Origin of the sequence: Zobellella aerophila, from assembly GCF_039539325.1 — a bacterium.
GTDB lineage: Bacteria > Pseudomonadota > Gammaproteobacteria > Enterobacterales > Aeromonadaceae > Oceanimonas > Oceanimonas aerophila.
Window position 1 is genome coordinate 171,629 of record NZ_BAABCX010000001.1, and the last position, 16,238, is coordinate 187,866.

General features: G+C 57.6%; 15 protein-coding genes. 6 read left to right on the plus strand and 9 right to left on the minus strand.

The window, feature by feature from the left end:
- Positions 1 to 36: 36 nt before the first annotated feature.
- The 9 genes from ABD806_RS00795 to metK form a co-directional block, all read right to left on the minus strand.
- A complete protein-coding gene (locus ABD806_RS00795) occupies positions 37 to 504 on the minus strand; it encodes a DUF695 domain-containing protein (protein WP_344953647.1) in 468 nt (155 codons plus the stop codon).
- 317 nt (positions 505 to 821) lie between these two features.
- Positions 822 to 1,244, minus strand: coding sequence for a Holliday junction resolvase RuvX (gene ruvX / locus ABD806_RS00800; RefSeq protein WP_344953650.1), 423 nt, complete (start codon positions 1,242 to 1,244; stop codon positions 822 to 824).
- Positions 1,241 to 1,798: a YqgE/AlgH family protein gene (locus tag ABD806_RS00805; protein ID WP_344953653.1), complete on the minus strand. Its 558-nt coding sequence runs from the start codon at positions 1,796 to 1,798 to the stop codon at positions 1,241 to 1,243. The genes ruvX and ABD806_RS00805 overlap by 4 nt, the downstream gene beginning before the upstream one ends.
- A 46-nt stretch (positions 1,799 to 1,844) precedes the next feature.
- Entirely contained in the window at positions 1,845 to 2,792 is a 948-nt protein-coding gene (gene gshB / locus ABD806_RS00810; protein ID WP_344953656.1) for a glutathione synthase, read from the minus strand.
- Positions 2,789 to 3,520 (minus strand): 16S rRNA (uracil(1498)-N(3))-methyltransferase, encoded by a 732-nt coding sequence (gene rsmE, locus ABD806_RS00815; protein ID WP_344953659.1) that lies wholly within the window; start codon positions 3,518 to 3,520, stop codon positions 2,789 to 2,791. The genes gshB and rsmE overlap by 4 nt, the downstream gene beginning before the upstream one ends.
- Positions 3,498 to 4,202: an endonuclease gene (locus tag ABD806_RS00820; RefSeq protein ID WP_344953662.1), complete on the minus strand. Its 705-nt coding sequence runs from the start codon at positions 4,200 to 4,202 to the stop codon at positions 3,498 to 3,500. Before ABD806_RS00820 ends, rsmE begins: the two co-directional genes overlap by 23 nt.
- Positions 4,203 to 4,394: 192 nt before the next feature.
- On the minus strand, positions 4,395 to 4,868 hold the full coding sequence (locus tag ABD806_RS00825; RefSeq protein WP_344953665.1) for a peroxiredoxin: 474 nt from the start codon (positions 4,866 to 4,868) through the stop codon (positions 4,395 to 4,397).
- A gap of 76 nt (positions 4,869 to 4,944) precedes the next feature.
- Positions 4,945 to 5,433: a SprT family zinc-dependent metalloprotease gene (locus ABD806_RS00830; protein ID WP_344953668.1), complete on the minus strand. Its 489-nt coding sequence runs from the start codon at positions 5,431 to 5,433 to the stop codon at positions 4,945 to 4,947.
- A gap of 47 nt (positions 5,434 to 5,480) precedes the next feature.
- Complete coding sequence (metK, locus tag ABD806_RS00835; protein ID WP_344953671.1) at positions 5,481 to 6,632, minus strand: methionine adenosyltransferase; 1,152 nt, start codon at positions 6,630 to 6,632, stop codon at positions 5,481 to 5,483.
- 227 nt (positions 6,633 to 6,859) lie between these two features.
- Here metK and tkt point away from each other — a divergent pair, with 227 nt between their 5' ends.
- The 6 genes from tkt (at position 6,860) to ABD806_RS00865 (ending at position 16,220) form a co-directional block, all read left to right on the plus strand.
- Positions 6,860 to 8,857, plus strand: a complete 1,998-nt coding sequence (gene tkt, locus ABD806_RS00840; protein WP_344953674.1) for a transketolase — start codon at positions 6,860 to 6,862, stop codon at positions 8,855 to 8,857.
- A 260-nt stretch (positions 8,858 to 9,117) separates the two neighbouring features.
- Positions 9,118 to 10,140 carry an erythrose-4-phosphate dehydrogenase gene (gene epd / locus ABD806_RS00845; RefSeq protein WP_344953677.1) on the plus strand — a complete coding sequence of 341 codons (1,023 nt, stop codon included), beginning with the start codon at positions 9,118 to 9,120 and terminating at the stop codon, positions 10,138 to 10,140.
- Positions 10,141 to 10,183: 43 nt separating this feature from the next.
- Entirely contained in the window at positions 10,184 to 11,347 is a 1,164-nt protein-coding gene (gene pgk, locus ABD806_RS00850) for a phosphoglycerate kinase (protein WP_344953680.1), read from the plus strand.
- A 74-nt stretch (positions 11,348 to 11,421) separates the two neighbouring features.
- Positions 11,422 to 12,501 (plus strand): class II fructose-bisphosphate aldolase, encoded by a 1,080-nt coding sequence (gene fbaA / locus ABD806_RS00855; RefSeq protein WP_344953683.1) that lies wholly within the window; start codon positions 11,422 to 11,424, stop codon positions 12,499 to 12,501.
- A 175-nt stretch (positions 12,502 to 12,676) separates the two neighbouring features.
- Positions 12,677 to 14,821 (plus strand): type I secretion system permease/ATPase, encoded by a 2,145-nt coding sequence (locus ABD806_RS00860; protein ID WP_344953685.1) that lies wholly within the window; start codon positions 12,677 to 12,679, stop codon positions 14,819 to 14,821.
- Complete coding sequence (locus tag ABD806_RS00865) at positions 14,814 to 16,220, plus strand: HlyD family type I secretion periplasmic adaptor subunit (RefSeq protein ID WP_344953688.1); 1,407 nt, start codon at positions 14,814 to 14,816, stop codon at positions 16,218 to 16,220. The genes ABD806_RS00860 and ABD806_RS00865 overlap by 8 nt, the downstream gene beginning before the upstream one ends.
- Positions 16,221 to 16,238 lie beyond the last annotated feature (18 nt).

Genomic DNA, 16,238 nt, shown 5'->3' on the forward strand with positions numbered 1-16,238 from the left:
CATCAAACGGGGGATCATCGGCATCCGCTGGCTGTGTTAGGAGTCAACTGCCTGGATAAACCATGTGGCCTTTTCCCAGTGCTCATCAGGATCTATATGGAACTCAAATGGTCGTGAATTATTTTCTGATTGTATTAAACTCTGTAAATAATTGTTCAGCGGTTGGGGGTCGTATATACGATAAACCAATTCGCGCCAACCGTTGTGAGTAACGCGAGCCAGGAACAAGGCATTGCCATTGGCTTTTATATTTGGCTCTATCTCATCCTCGAAGTCATAAAGCATCTTCTGCTCATGAGGTGTTGGCATCCTGTAATCGCCAAGCTCTTTGGCCTCGACCATGATGGACAGGTGCCAGGCAAACGCCTCCTTGGGCTCGAAACTGACCAAGGCGGAATTAATGGTCGCGACGCCCGGCAAGTCATTTTTGCTGAATTCAGCCAGGGTATGAGTTTCCTCCGGAATAACCACCTGGTATCCCTTCACATTTGCAGAATGTGTCATCGGAGCTCCTAAGACATGCTACCGGAAATGCTGATGAACCGGTTTATTGGCCACAACAACCTGGTTATCGGGCAGAGGATACTGCTGTCCTTTTCCTGCCTGGATTGAACAGGACTAGTTTGGCGCTATTTTAGTCAAAGTTCAATACTAATACTCGTTGGATTGGGATAGCTGGGGAATGGTTCAGCAGGAGTCAAAGCCGGGTTACGGGAGGAGCCGGTATTGGCCGCAGCTGAAGAGCCATGGTCCGGCACGGACAGGGTAGGGGCCACGAACGGAAAGCGCCGACAGCCCCTATTGATATATAAAAGGCTGGGTTAATACCGGCTTTCCATCCACGACTCGATGATCAACTGGGCGGAGACCGCATCCACCGCATCCTTGCCCAGAGCTTTGTAGCCGCCGGCTTCAAACAGGCGGGCGCGGGCATCCGTGGTGGTTAGCCGTTCGTCCTGCAACTCGACCGGCAGGCCAAAGCGACCGTGCAGGCGGTTGGCGAACTTGCGGGCGCGGCGGCTGATTTCCTGCTCGGTACCGTCCATATTGAGCGGCAGGCCGACAATCAGCAGCTCCGGTTGCCATTCCTTGAGCAACTTTTCAATCTGCTGCCAGTCGGGTATGCCGTCATTGGCCTTCAGCGCCAACAGTGGGCGGGCCGAGACGGTGATTTCCTGGCCGATGGCGACGCCGATGCTTTTCAGGCCATAGTCGAAGCCGAGCAGGGTGCGGCTGCCACTCATGCGTGTCCCACCTGGGAGGACAGCTGGCGGGAGTCGATACCCAGCCGACCAATGGCTTCATGCCAGCGCTGGGCCAGGGGAGTATTGAAGATCAGATCGGTGTCCGCCGGTATGGTCAGCCAGCTGTTTTCCACCAGCTCCTGCTCCAGCTGTCCCGGCGTCCAGCCGGCGTAGCCCAGGGCCACCAGATATTTCTCCGGCTGTTGCTCGGTGCCCAGTGCTTCCAGCACGTCCCTGGAGGTGGTGATCATCAAGTCCTCTGCCAGCTGCTGGCTGGAGTTGAAGCCATCCAGTGGACTGTGCAGCACAAAGCCCCGGTCGGCGGCCACCGGGCCACCCTGTAGTACGGGCTTTTCCTTCAGCTCGGGATTGTCTTCCGGCTCCAGCTCCAGCTGGTCAAGCAGCTCCAGCACCTTCATATCGATGGGGATATTGATCACCAGCCCCATGGCACCCTCTTCGTTATGTTCGCAGATATAGGTGACGGAGCCGGCGAAAAACGGATCCTTCAGCGCGGGCATGGCGATAAGAAAATGATGTTGGAGTGATTCCATAGTGTCTCGGGGTCTTGGTTTCAGTTTGTATCGGGGCGCCGGCTTGTCAGGCCAGGCGCTTTTCAATGGCGTCCATCAGCATGCCGGTGATATTGACCGGGAAGGCGGCTTCTATCTCACGCACACAGGTGGGGCTGGTGACATTTACCTCGGTCAGCTTATCACCGATGATATCCAGCCCGACAAAAATCAGCCCTTTTGCCTTGAGTATAGGTCCCAGCGTCTCGGCGATGCGGCGATCGCTGTCGCTTAGGGGGCGGGCCTCGCCCCGGCCACCGGCGGCCAGGTTTCCGCGGGTTTCACCGCCTTGGGGTATGCGCGCCAGGCAATAGGGTACGGGTTCGCCATCCACCACCAGCACCCGCTTGTCTCCGTCGGTGATCGCCGGCATAAAGACCTGTGCCATGCAGTAACGGCTGCCGTGTTCGGTGAGGGTTTCGATGATAACGCCGACGTTCGGATCGTCTTCCTTGATCCGGAAAATGGAGGCCCCGCCCATGCCGTCCAGTGGCTTGAGGATGATGTCCTTGTGCTCCCGGTGGAAGGCTCGGATATCAGTAGCACTGCGGGTCACCAGGGTGGTGGGGGTGAACTCCGGGAACCAGGCGGTATAGAGTTTTTCGTTGGCGTCGCGCAGGCTCTGAGGCTTGTTGACGATCAAAGTGCCCTTTTCTTCGGCCTGCTCGAGCAGGTAGGTCGCGTAGATATATTCGGTATCGAAGGGCGGATCTTTGCGCATCAGGATCACGTCCAGCTCGGCCAGCGGGCGGGAAGCGGCGGGCTCCAGGGTAAACCATTGGCTGGCGTCTTCCTTGACCGTAAGCCGGGCCATGCGGCCGAGGGCCTCACCCTGCAGCATGCTGAGATCGCTCATTTCCATGTACCAGAGTTCATAGCCCCGGCGCTGGGCCTCCAGCAGCATGGCGAAGCTGGTGTCTTTCTTGATATTGATGGACTGAATGGGGTCCATCACGATTCCCAATTTAATGGTCATGCGAGATCTCCGAAACGGCATTGCAAGGCGGTGATGGCGGTCATGGCCGCGGTTTCTGTTCGTAATACCCGGGGGCCCAGCAGCATATCGACAAACCCCTGTCCGCGGGCGAGGGCGATTTCCTGGTCGGACAGGCCCCCCTCGGGCCCTACCAGCAGCCTAACGCCCCCGCTCGGCGGCGGCAAGGTGTTGACACTGAATTGGGCTCTGGGATGCAGATTTAATTTCAGCTCAGCGGTCTGCTCACTCAGCCATTGCTCCAGGGGACGGGCCGGGCGGATCTCGGGAATACGGTTGCGGCCGCATTGCTCACAGGCGGCGATGGCGATTTTCTGCCACTGGTGCAGTTTTTTCTCCAGTCGTTCGCCGCTGAGCTTGACGCCACAGCGGCTGGAAAACAGCGGTGTTATCACATTTACTCCCAGCTCGACGGACTTCTGGATGGTGAAGTCCATCTTGTCGCCCCGGCTGACTACTTGACCGAGGTGAAAATGCAGGGGGGACTCCACTTCCCTGTTCTGAAAATCGCCCACTTGAACCGTCACCGACTTTTTATCCACGGCGGTAATGGTGGCCGGATACTGGCCGCCATTACCATCGAACAGGACCAGGGCTTGGCCGGGTTGCATGCGCAGCACCCGGCCCACGTGGTTGGCGCCATCTTCCGACAGCGGCAAGGTGCGACCCGGAGTTAAGGGGTGAGGCTCATGGATGCGGGGTATACGCATAATGTTCGCATTGCTCCTTGACGAAGGGGTTAGGGTTGCCCTGCAGCTCATTGATGCGATGGTTCCGCTCGCATTCCCAGTCGGTGGGCGGGTGCATGCGGTTCCATGCTTCAAACAGGCGCAGCTGCTGTTTGGCTATGTTCAGCTTATATTGCTGCTGCATATAAAGATAAGTCCGGGCTATGGTTCCCCGGCTCTGTGCCGGTGGTTGCACCTTGCGGCCCTTGAAGTCGACCAGCATCTGGCAGCGGCCATACTGGTTGGGCCTGCCGTTCCATTCGGAAAAGCGGTAGTTGGAACGGTCTCCGTTGACCTCGCCGATGGCCGGAACCAGGTTGTGCAGATCACCTTCCATCTGTTTGAACTGCGCATCGGTGCGGGCACAGTTTTTGCGGCCGCCCAGCTGCCAGCATTGACGCTGGTGACCCAGCTCCCAGGCGGGCACTATATGCTCCCATTCGACACGGCTGGCCCGGCGTTGCTGTTTGCGTACCTGATAACCGCAACTGGCCAGGTCGGGCACCAGTTGCTTGCCATTCTGCTTGATATCACAGCCACAGTAAAAGGTGACGGGGTTACCCTGATAAATCCGTGGGGCAACCTTCTTGGCCTGCCGAAAAGACAGCGGCTCGGCCTGGGTAACCCATGAACACAGGCCCAGTAAAATGATGATGTAGCGCACGACTCATTGTTCTTGTTAATGATTTATAGGCGACGCAAGCTTACCATCCAGAGCCGCAGAGGCAAGGGGTGAGGGACTTGGGATTAGGGATTGGGGACCAGAGATGGCAGTCGTGCCCAGTCCCTGTTCCTGAGTCCCCGTACAGATGACAGAGGCGGGTCGGGCCTTGGCCCGACACATGGATAGACGGGGTCAGACCAGTTGCAGCAGGGTCTCGGCGTCGGACACTTCGAACTTGCCGGGTGCCTCTATCTTCAGTGCCGTCACCACCCCGTCTTCTGCCACCAGGGCGAAGCGCTGGGCTCGCAGCCCGCCGAACTCGCCGGTGTCCTTGGCCAGTCCCAGCGCCTGGGTAAAGCTGCCGGCGCCGTCGGCAAGCATGGTGATGGCATCGGCATTCTGGTGTTGCTGCCAGGCACGCATCACGAAGGCGTCATTGACCGACAGGCAGCAGATGGTATCGACACCCCTGGCCTTGAACCGGTCGGCCTGCACCACGAAGCCGGGCAGGTGGCTGTTGGAACAGGTGGGGGTAAAGGCGCCGGGCACCGCGAACAGCACCACCTTCTTGCCCTTGAACAGCTGCTCGCTGGTGGCGGTGGTTTTACCCTCGTCGGTGAGGATGGTGAATTCGTGGGTGGGCAGGGGGGAGCCTATCTTGATCATCTTGTTTTCCTCGATAAATGGATAAAACAGCTTGGGTGGCGCTGGGTGTTGGCATCACGATTTCAGCGGAAAAAACCTATTCAGCCAGGGTCAGCAGTTTGCCACAGTGCATGCATAAATACCGGCTCTGGCCGCGTTGAATTTTATTGTGCCGCCTCAGGCTGAGTCTATGCAGCCGGCAGCCGCAGTCGTAGCCGAAGGTCGGCGCCACCTTGTGGGTGTCCAGGCGGTGTCGGGTGCTGGGTTCGAGGCCGAAGACCGAGCGCATCACGGTTTGCCATTCCCGGCCGTGGGGCCTGACCTTGCCGTAGCGGGCGAATACCACCAGGTGCGCCACCTCATGGGGAATGATCTCGGTGATAAATGCCCCGACATTGTCCGCCAGCAAGACGGGGTTGAACCTCAGTTCCCAGCGCTCCAGCCAAGCGGAGCCGGCGATGCGGCCACCCTGGTTGAAGCAGACGCGGGGAGGGGGGAAATCATCGCCGAGTCTTTGCCCGGCCAGGGATAGGCAGTCGGTGACCCTGTCATTGACCTGGATAATCAGGGCGGGGGGGAGCGTCATGTACGCGGAGGTAAAAAAGGGGAAGCGAATGCTTCCCCTCGAACCGGTTATTTCAGGCCGGCGGCGTCGCGCAGCAGCGCGGCCTTGTCGGTCGCTTCCCAGGGGAATTCTTCCCGACCGAAGTGGCCGTAGGCGGCGGTGGGCTGATAAATGGGACGGTTCAGGTCCAACATCTCGATCAGGCCATAGGGGCGCAGGTCGAAGTGCTCGCGCACCAGGGCGTCGATCAGTTCTTCCGAGACCTTGCCGGTGCCGAAGGTTTCCACGCTGATGGAGGTCGGCTCGGCCACCCCGATGGCGTAAGACACCTGGATTTCGCAGCGGTCCGCCAGGCCGGCGGCGACGATGTTCTTGGCCACGTACCGGGCGGCGTAGGCGGCGGAGCGGTCAACCTTGGACGGATCCTTGCCGGAGAAGGCGCCGCCACCATGACGGGCCATGCCGCCGTAGGTGTCGACGATGATCTTGCGGCCGGTCAGACCACAGTCGCCCATGGGGCCGCCGATCACGAAGTTGCCGGTCGGGTTGATAAAGTACTTGGTATTCTTGGTCAGGAACTCGGCGGGCAGCACCGGCTTGATGATATGCTCCATCACCGCTTCGCGCAGGGTTTCCTGATCGATGTCCGGGCTATGTTGGGTAGACAACACCACCGCATCGATGGCCACCGGCTTGCCGTCGTCGTAGACAAAGGTTATCTGGGATTTGGCATCCGGGCGCAGCCAGTCCAGTTCGTGGCTCTTGCGGATATAAGCCTGACGCTTGACCAGACGGTGGGCATAGGTGATGGGGGCTGGCATCAAGACATCGGTTTCATTTGATGCGTAACCGAACATCAGGCCCTGGTCGCCGGCGCCTTGCTCCCTCGGGTCTTTACGATCCACACCCATGGCGATATCGGGAGACTGCTTGCCGATCGCATTGAGTACGGCACAGCTGTCACCATCAAAACCCATGTCGGAGCTGGTATAACCGATATCACGTACGGTTTTGCGGGCCAGATCCTCGATATCAACCCAGGCGCTGGTGGAAATTTCACCACCGACGATCACCATGCCGGTTTTAACATAGGTTTCACAGGCGACGCGGGCATTGGGATCCTGAGCCAGGATGGCGTCAAGAACGGCGTCGGAGATCTGGTCTGCAATCTTGTCCGGATGACCTTCGGATACGGACTCGGAAGTAAACAGTCTGGCCATGGGTGCTTCGGTTTCCTACATTACGGGCCACAGGCACCAGTTGCGTGTGGCGGTATTAACATCTGGATGGCTATTTTAGAGAGCGTCCCGGTCGATTGCCAGAAAAAAGTGGCAGAATTTTAATGAAATAGAATGACAGGATAATAGATTTGCGCTCCCCCCCCAGTCTTTGGGACAATACGCCGTCATTTAACCCCTTTGAAGAATGTGATCCCCAGGAGATGTCGATGCCTTCTCGTAAAGAGCTTGCCAATGCTATTCGCGCATTGAGTATGGATGCGGTGCAAAAAGCCAATTCCGGTCACCCCGGAGCCCCCATGGGTATGGCGGATATTGCCGAGGTATTGTGGCGTGATTATCTGAATCATAACCCCGCAAACCCCAACTGGGCCGACCGCGACCGTTTTGTGTTGTCTAATGGCCATGGTTCCATGCTGCTCTATTCCTTGCTGCACCTGACCGGCTACGAGCTGTCTATCGAAGACCTCAAGCAGTTCCGTCAACTGCATTCCAAGACCCCGGGCCATCCCGAATACGGTTATGCGCCGGGCGTGGAAACCACCACGGGTCCCCTGGGGCAGGGCATCACCAATGCCGTGGGCATGGCTATCGCCGAACAATCCCTGGCGGCCCAGTTCAACCGGCCCGGACACCAGGTGGTGGATCACCATACCTATACCTTCCTGGGTGACGGCTGCCTGATGGAAGGTATCTCCCATGAAGCCTGCTCCCTGGCGGGCACCTTGGGGCTGGGCAAGCTGATTGCCTTCTGGGATGACAACGGCATTTCCATCGACGGTCATGTGGAAGGCTGGTTCACCGACGATACACCTGCGCGTTTCGAAGCCTACGGCTGGCACGTGATCCCTGCGGTAGACGGCCACGACGCCGCCGCCGTGGCGGCCGCCATCGACGCCGCCAAGGCGGAAACCGGCAAACCCACGCTGATCTGCTGCCGTACCATTATCGGTTTTGGCGCGCCCAATAAGGCCGGCAGCCATGACTGCCACGGTGCTCCCCTGGGGGATGCGGAAATCGCCGCTACCCGTGAGCAACTGGGCTGGAATCATGCGCCGTTCGAGATCCCCGCCGACATTTATGGCGAGTGGGATGCCAAGGCCAAGGGCCAAGCCGCCGAGCAGGCCTGGAATGAAAAACTGACCGCCTATGCCGCCGACTATCCCGAGCTGGCCGTTGAGTTCAAGCGCCGTATCGAAGGCGAGCTGCCGGCCAACTGGGCCGAGCAAAGCGCCGACTTTATCAATACCCTGCAGGCCAACCCGGCCAAGATCGCCACCCGTAAGGCCTCCCAGAATGCCCTAGACGCCTACGGCGCCATCCTGCCCGAGCTGCTCGGCGGCAGTGCCGACCTGGCTCCCAGCAACCTGACCATGCACAAGGCTTCTCAGCCGATCTCGGCCGCCGATGCCTCCGGCAATTATCTGCACTACGGGGTGCGCGAGTTCGGCATGAGCGCCATCATGAATGGCATCGCCCTGCATGGGGGCTTTATTCCCTACGCCGGTACCTTCCTGATGTTTGTGGAATATGCCCGTAACGCGGTGCGCATGGCGGCGCTGATGAAGCAGCGCTCCATCTTTGTTTACACCCATGACAGCATAGGCCTGGGTGAAGACGGCCCGACCCACCAGCCGGTGGAGCAGATCGCGTCCCTGCGGCTGACCCCGAACATGAGCACCTGGCGTCCCTGTGATCAGGTGGAGTCTGCCGTTGCCTGGAAAGCCGCTATTGAGCGCAAGGACGGCCCCAGTGCGTTGATCTTTTCCCGTCAAAACCTGGGTCAGATCGAACGTAGCACAGCACAACTGGCCGATGTGGCCAAGGGCGGCTACGTGCTGAAAGATTGCGACGGTACTCCGGAGCTGATTATCATCGCCACCGGTTCCGAGGTTGAACTGGCCATCTCTGCCGGTGAGCAGCTGAGCGCCGAAGGGCGCAGGGTACGGGTGGTATCACTGCCCTGTACCGATGTGTTCGATGCCCAGAGCAGCGAATATAAAGAAAGCGTACTGCCCGCCGCCGTGACTAAACGGCTGGCGGTCGAGGCCGGCATCGCCGACTACTGGTACAAGTACGTGGGCTTTGGCGGCGATATCATCGGCATGCGTACCTTCGGTGAGTCGGCGCCCGCCGGCGATCTGTTCAAGTTGTTCGGTTTCACCGCCGATAATGTGGTTGCTAAAGCCAAGGCGCTGCTGGGCTAAGCCTGACAAGCAGCTGAGGCTCTTGTCGGGGTAACGGGTATGCCCCGTTTTTCTAATCCGCCAGGATATTGCTCAGTCAAAAAGCCGGCTCTTGATAGCCGGTTTTTTTTATGGGTGTTTTGGCTCGGGGTGCCGTCAGGGGAAAGCATTCCCCTGACCCCCAATCCCCGTTAGACTTGGGCCATAACGGCGATAGATGGAGGCATATCTGATGCGACATCATCAGCCCAATTTGCACAGCGAGCAGGAACCTTAATTTCATGATCCGAGTTGCCATCAACGGCTACGGCCGTATTGGACGTAGTGTTTTACGGGCCTTCTATGAAAGGGGCCTGGATAAGCAGATGAAAATTGTGGCCATCAATGAACTGGCAGAGCCGGATGCCATCGCCCACCTGACCCGATATGACTCCAGCCATGGTCGTTTTCGCCATGAGGTTAGCCTGGTACCGAGCGGTCTTGAAATTGCCGGGGATAGCATTCGTCTGTGTCACGAGCCGGACGCGGCCAGGCTGCCATGGGCCCAGCTGGACGTGGATCTGGTGCTGGATTGTACCGGCGTGCTGTCGAGCCGGGCCGATGCCGAGTTGCATCTGCAGGCGGGGGCCCGCAAGGTGTTGTTTTCCCACCCCGCCGATGCCGATGTGGACGCCACCATCGTCTATGGGGTGAATCACCAGCTGTTGACTGGAAATGAAGTCATTGTGTCAAATGCCTCCTGTACCACCAACTGTGTGGTGCCGGTAATTGAGACCTTGCACCGGGTTTTTAATATAAAATGTGGTAATATTACTACCATTCATTCAGCCATGAACGATCAGCAGGTGATCGATGCCTACCATTCGGATCTGCGCCGGACCCGTGCCGCTAGCCAGTCCATCATCCCGGTGGATACCAAGTTGGCCAAGGGAGTAGAGCGCATCTTGCCCCATTTTGCCGGGAAGTTCGAAGCCATCTCGGTACGTGTCCCCACCATCAATGTGACGGCCATGGACTTGAGTGTGATCGTGGAAAATAAGGCCACGGTTGATGAGGTTAACCGGGTGTTGAGGCAGGCGGCCGAAGGGGCGCTCAAGGGGATCCTCGACTATACCGAAGCGCCGCTGGTGTCGGTCGATTTCAATCATGATCCCCATTCCTCGATCATCGACGGTACCCAGACCCGGGTCAGCGATGCCAACCTGATCAAGATGCTGATGTGGTGTGATAATGAGTGGGGGTTTGCCAATCGTATGCTGGATACCAGCCTGACCTGGATGGCGGCGGGAAACAATCAGCGTTAATCGTTTTTTTACAACACTTTGTACTTACAGGAAGAGGACACATATGTCTGTAATCAAAATGAATGAGTTGGATCTGGCCGGCAAACGGATACTGATCCGGGCCGATCTCAACGTACCGGTGAAAGACGGCAAGGTGACGTCCGACGCCCGTATCCTGGCTTCCTTGCCGACCATAGAGGCCGCCCTGGCCCAAGGCGCCAAGGTGATGGTGACCTCTCATCTGGGACGCCCTACCGAGGGCGAATATGCCGAAGAGTTCTCCCTGCAACCGGTGGTGGCCTACCTCAAGGACAAACTGTCCGTTCCCGTACGCCTGGCCAAGGACTATCTGGACGGGGTCGAGCTTGCCGCCGGCGAGCTGGTGGTGCTGGAGAACGTACGCTTCAACAAGGGCGAGAAAAAAGACGATGAGTCCCTGGCTAGGCAATACGCCGCCTTGTGCGACGTGTTTGTGATGGATGCCTTCGGCACCGCGCACCGTGCCCAGGCTTCGACCCATGGTGTCGCCCAATTCGCCCCCGTGGCCTGTGCCGGACCCTTGCTGTCGGCCGAGCTGGAAGCCCTGGCCAGGGCACTGGATAACCCGGCCCGCCCTCTGGTTGCCGTGGTTGGTGGTTCCAAAGTGTCGACCAAGCTGACCGTGCTGGAGTCTCTTTCCGGTATCGCCGATCAGCTGGTAGTCGGTGGCGGTATCTCCAATACCTTTGTGGCCGCTGCCGGTCACAACGTGGGCAAATCCCTGTACGAGGCGGACTTGATCCCCGAGGCCAAGCGACTGATGGCCAAGTGTGACATTCCCCTGGCCACCGATGTGCGTACCGCAGCCGAGTTTTCCGAGACCGCCCCGGCCACCCTCAAGGATGTCTCCGAGGTGACCGACCAGGAGCAGATCCTGGATCTGGGCGATGCGTCCGCCCAGCGGCTGGCCGAGATCCTGAAAAGCGCCAAGACCATTATCTGGAATGGTCCGGTCGGCGTGTTCGAATTTGAAAACTTCCGGCGTGGTACCGAGATCGTGGCCAAGGCCATCGCCGAGAGCGATGCCTTCTCCATTGCCGGCGGTGGTGACACCCTGGCGGCCATCGATCTGTTCGGCATCAAGGATCAGATTTCCTATATTTCTACCGGTGGTGGTGCCTTCCTTGAGTTTGTCGAAGGCAAGACCCTGCCGGCGGTGGCCATGCTGGAGCAAAGAGCCCAGGGCTAATTGAAACGATTGATTTAATTCAACCGGCCACGCATTCTGGCCGGTTGTGGAAATAAAATAACAGGAGCGAGATAATGTCTCAGAAGATTTTTGATGTGGTTAAGCCGGGTGTCGTCAGTGGCGATGATATGCAAACCATTTTTGCCATCGCCAAGGCCAACAAATTCGCCCTGCCGGCGGTCAATGTGGTGGGTACCGATTCTGCCAACGGGGTGATGGAAGCCGCCGCCAAGATGAAAGCACCGGTCGTTGTCCAGTTTTCCAATGGTGGTGCCGCCTTCTTCGCCGGCAAGGGCCTGAAACTGGAAGGCCAACAGGCTGCCATCCTGGGTGCCATTTCCGGTGCCCGCCATGTGCACGCGCTGGCAGAGGCCTATGGCGTTCCTGTTATCCTGCATACCGACCACGCCGCCAAGAAGCTGCTGCCCTGGATCGACGGCCTGCTGGATGCCGGCGAGAAGCACTTTGCCGAGACCGGCAAGCCGCTGTTCAGCTCGCACATGATCGATCTGTCCGAAGAAAGCCTGGAAGAAAATATCGAGATCTGCGCCAAGTACCTTGAGCGGATGAGCAAGATCGGCATGACCCTGGAAATCGAACTGGGTTGTACCGGTGGCGAAGAAGACGGCGTCGACAATACCGGTATGGACAGCTCCATGCTGTATACCCAGCCGGAAGACGTGGCCTACGCCTACGAGAAGCTGAGCGCCATCAGCGACAAGTTCACCATCGCCGCTTCCTTCGGTAATGTACACGGCGTGTACAAGCCGGGTAACGTTAAGCTGACTCCGAAAATTCTCGACAACTCCCAGAAATATGTGTCCGAGAAGTTCGGCCTACCGGCCAAGTCCCTGAACTTCGTGTTCCACGGCGGCTCCGGCTCTTCCGCCGAAGAAATCGAGGAGTCCATCGGCTACGGTGTGGTCAAGATGAACATCGACACCGACACCCAGTGGGCCACCTGGGCCGGCGTGATGAACTATTACAAGGCCAAAGAAGGCTATCTGCAGGGCCAGATTGGCAACCCGGACGGCGATGACAAGCCCAACAAGAAATACTACGATCCGCGAGTATGGCTGCGCGAAGGCCAGACTGCCATGATTTCCCGCCTGGAGCAGGCCTTCACCGAGCTGAACGCGGTCAACGTGCTTTAATTACAACTGCGGCATCGGCTGTTAATGGATACCGGCCTCAGGGCCGGTATTTTTTGACCGTTAAACCGCGCGGGTTTCCCTCTTTTCCTTGCCCTGTCCGATCAAAATTTGTCTTATAACTCAATATCTCTGACTAGACTTAGGTTTAACGTAAGGGACGTGAGCGTGGACAGGGATGAAGGAACTCCACATCGATTGCCAGGATCCGCTGCTGGAAAGCCTGGTGTTTGTGACCAAATATTACGGCCATCCCCATCAGGGCGAGGCGCTGACCGCCGGCCTGCCCCTGGCCGACGGCAAGCTGACCCCCTTGTTATTGTCCCGGGCGGCGGAGCGAGCCCAATTATCGGTTCGTTTTAATCATCAGCCCCTGGCCGAGTTGTCTGAGCTGCTACTGCCCTGTATTTTACTGCTGAACGGCGGCGATGCCTGTGTCTTGTTGGCCCTGGAGGATAACAAACGGGCAAAGGTGAGCTTGCCTGCGACGGGCGAAGGCGAACAGTGGCTGGCGTTTGAACAGCTGGAGCAGTGCTATAGCGGCAGCCTGTTTTTTATCAAGCCCAAATTTCGTTACGACGAGCGTTCCCCCCAAAGCCTGCGTCATCATGACGGCCATTGGTTTTGGGGGATCCTCTGGCAATCGGCCTCGATCTATCGGGATGTGCTGATCGCCTCCCTGTTGATCAACCTGTTTGCGGTGGTGGTGCCGTTGTTCACCATGAATGTCTACGACAAGATAGTGCCCAACCTGGCCTTCGACTCCCTCTGGGTGCTGGCGACAGGGGTCTGTTTTGTGCTGTTGTTTGATTTTTTAATGCGCATGCTGCGCAGCTACTTTATCGATATCGCGGGTAAGAAGTCGGATGTGCTGCTGTCGGCCAATATCTTTTCCAAGGTCATGGGCATGAGGATGGAGGCCCGACCGCCCTCTACCGGCGCCTTCGCCAGGCATTTACAGGAATTCGAGACTGTCAGGGATTTTCTAACATCGGCGACCGTCTCCGCCCTGGTGGATATTCCGTTTGCCATGCTTTTTTTACTGGTTATCTGGATCTTTGCCGGCAACATGGTGCTGGTCCCCATCATCGCCATCCTGGTACTGGCCTGCTACGGCTTGCTGGTGCAAAGACCCTTGAGCAAAAGCATAGAAGAAGGCGCGCGGCTGGCCTCGCAAAAAAATGCCAACCTGGTGGAGGGCATCGCCGGCCTTGAGACCATCAAGTTATTCGGTGCCCAGGGTACTTTTCAGCACAGGTGGGAGCAGGCGGTCAGCCATATTGCCAGCTGGGGCATCACCACCCGCAAACTCACCAATTCGGTCTCCACCCTGGCCAGCATCACCCAGCAATTCGGTACCGTGGCGCTGATCCTCTACGGTGTTTATCTTATTGCCGAAGGTAGCCTGTCGATGGGGGGACTGATTGCCTCGGTGATGCTCAGCGGCCGGGCCATAGCCCCCATGGTGCAATTATCCGTGTTATCCACCCGTTATAACCAGGCGAAGTCGGCGATGGGCATACTCGAACAGATCATGGCCTCGCCCGATGAGCAGGAGCCGGGGCGCCGCTACATCCATCATCCCCAGTTCAGGGGGGATATCCGGTTTAACAAGGTGTCCTTTACCTATCCGGGCAGCGAGCACAGGGTTATCAATCAGGTTTCTCTGCAGATCAAGGCAGGGGAGAAGGTAGCCATTATCGGGCGTATCGGTTCCGGCAAGACCACCCTGGAGCGCTTGTTGGTGGGCCTGTATCAAACCACAGAGGGAACCATACAGGTAGATGGTATCGATATCGGTCAGCTGCAACCGGCGGCATTGAGGCGTAATGTGGGCTGCGTCCCCCAGGACGTAACCCTGTTTTATGGTTCCATTCGCGACAATATAGTGATAGCCAACCCCCTGGCCGATGAGAGCAGGGTGCTGCGTGCGGCCCAGCGAGCCGGGGTAACCCTGTTTACCAACCAGGACCCCGAGGGGCTGGATCGCCAGGTGGGTGAGGGCGGCAGGCAATTATCCGGTGGGCAGCGCCAGGCCATCGCCATCGCCCGAGCCTTGTTGAATGATCCACCGATCCTTATTTTCGATGAACCCACCTCGAATATGGATAACCGCTCCGAGTTTTATATCCGTAAAGAGCTGGCCAAGGTGGTGCCGGAAACCACCCTGATCCTGATCACCCACAGGACCTCAATGCTGGAAATCGTGGACCGGCTTATCGTATTGGAGCAGGGGGCCATCGTCGCCGATGGCCCGAAAGAGCGGGTATTGCAGCAGCTTAGGTCCGGTAAGGTCAGAGCTCAGGAGGTGAGCAATGGCTAGGCAGAAGGTGAAGGTTAAACAGAAGAGAATTCCTCCCGAGCTGCTTGATTACAGCAATGATACGGCGGCGGCGGTGTTGCTGACCACCCCCAGGGGCGCCCGGGTGCTGCTTTGGTGCATCCTGCTGTTTGTCGCCGTTGCCATTGGTTGGGCGCATTTCGCTTATCTGGACGAAGTGACCTCCGGAGAGGGGACCGTTATCCCGTCGCAACAACTCCAGGTGGTTTCCAACTTGGAAGGGGGTATAGTGCGCGAACTCTATATTCACGAAGGTCAGCAGGTAGACAAAGATCAGCCCTTGTTGTTGATCGACGATACCCGTTTTCGTTCCGATCTGCGCGAACGGGGGCAGGAAATCGCCTCCTTGCAGGGCGATATCATCCGGCTGCAGGCCGAGGTAAACAGCATCGGTGTTTCCGATGATGCCAAACTGGCCTGGCGTGAACAGGTCAAGCTTACCCGGCAGCCGCTGGTGTTTAGCGAGGTGTTTCAACGGGACTACCCGGGGCAGGCTGAGGTGCAGCAGGCGGTATTCAGCGAACGCGTCGATTATCTCAACAACCAGTTATCCATTTTCGGACAGCAGATAGCCCAACGAGAGCAGGAACTGATTGAAACTAATTCCCGGATAAGAACCTTGCAACGCGGCGTGTCCCTGGTGGCCCGGGAAGTGAATATCACCCGCCCTCTGGCGCGGGAAGGAGTGGTTCCCGAGGTCGAGATACTGCGGTTGGAGCGACAGTTGAACGAGCTGCAGGGAGAGTTGGAGTCGACCCAGCTATTGTTGCCCAAGCTGGATGCTTCCCTACGGGAGAATATCTTCAAGCGCAAGGAAGTGGCGCTGACATTTAGATCCGATGCTCAAAAAGAGCTGAGTGAGCGCCGTAGCCGCCAGGCTCAGCTGCAGGAGGGGGCCGTGGGTTTGCAGGACAGGGTGAAGCGTACCCTGGTGACCTCTCCACTTAAGGGCACGGTAAAAACCCTCAGTGTGAATACGGTGGGAGGGGTGATTCAGCCGGGAATGGCATTGGTGGAAATAGTGCCTTTGGAAGACACCCTGTTGATTGAGGCACGGCTTTCACCGAAAGATATTGGCTTTTTACGACCGGGGTTGGAGGCAATGGTCAGATTCACCGCCTATGATTTTACTATTTACGGAGGTTTGAAAGGGGAAGTTGAAAAAATAAGTGCCGATTCTATCCAGGACGAAGAAGGGAACACCTTTTACCTGGCAACGATCCGTACCTATGAGAGTTTTTTGGGTGCCGAGGATGCGCCATTGCGGATTATCCCGGGAATGCAAGCGGGAGTAGATATTATTACAGGTAAAAAAACGGTATTGGATTACTTGTTGAAGCCTATTTTAAGAGCGAAGCAAAGTGCCTTGAGAGAACGCTAAAAATAAAAAGGAGTTTAA

What these genes read in the sequence shown, in the direction of transcription:
- ABD806_RS00795 (WP_344953647.1), bottom strand. Translation starts at nt 504, where the DNA reads ATGACACATTCTGCAAATGTGAAGGGATACCAGGTGGTTATTCCGGAG.
- ruvX (WP_344953650.1), bottom strand. Translation starts at nt 1,244, where the DNA reads ATGAGTGGCAGCCGCACCCTGCTCGGCTTCGACTATGGCCTGAAAAGC.
- ABD806_RS00805 (WP_344953653.1), bottom strand. Translation starts at nt 1,798, where the DNA reads ATGGAATCACTCCAACATCATTTTCTTATCGCCATGCCCGCGCTGAAG.
- gshB (WP_344953656.1), bottom strand. Translation starts at nt 2,792, where the DNA reads ATGACCATTAAATTGGGAATCGTGATGGACCCCATTCAGTCCATCAAT.
- rsmE (WP_344953659.1), bottom strand. Translation starts at nt 3,520, where the DNA reads ATGCGTATACCCCGCATCCATGAGCCTCACCCCTTAACTCCGGGTCGC.
- ABD806_RS00825 (WP_344953665.1), bottom strand. Translation starts at nt 4,868, where the DNA reads ATGATCAAGATAGGCTCCCCCCTGCCCACCCACGAATTCACCATCCTC.
- ABD806_RS00830 (WP_344953668.1), bottom strand. Translation starts at nt 5,433, where the DNA reads ATGACGCTCCCCCCCGCCCTGATTATCCAGGTCAATGACAGGGTCACC.
- metK (WP_344953671.1), bottom strand. Translation starts at nt 6,632, where the DNA reads ATGGCCAGACTGTTTACTTCCGAGTCCGTATCCGAAGGTCATCCGGAC.
- tkt (WP_344953674.1), top strand. Translation starts at nt 6,860, where the DNA reads ATGCCTTCTCGTAAAGAGCTTGCCAATGCTATTCGCGCATTGAGTATG.
- epd (WP_344953677.1), top strand. Translation starts at nt 9,118, where the DNA reads ATGATCCGAGTTGCCATCAACGGCTACGGCCGTATTGGACGTAGTGTT.
- pgk (WP_344953680.1), top strand. Translation starts at nt 10,184, where the DNA reads ATGTCTGTAATCAAAATGAATGAGTTGGATCTGGCCGGCAAACGGATA.
- fbaA (WP_344953683.1), top strand. Translation starts at nt 11,422, where the DNA reads ATGTCTCAGAAGATTTTTGATGTGGTTAAGCCGGGTGTCGTCAGTGGC.
- ABD806_RS00860 (WP_344953685.1), top strand. Translation starts at nt 12,677, where the DNA reads ATGAAGGAACTCCACATCGATTGCCAGGATCCGCTGCTGGAAAGCCTG.
- ABD806_RS00865 (WP_344953688.1), top strand. Translation starts at nt 14,814, where the DNA reads ATGGCTAGGCAGAAGGTGAAGGTTAAACAGAAGAGAATTCCTCCCGAG.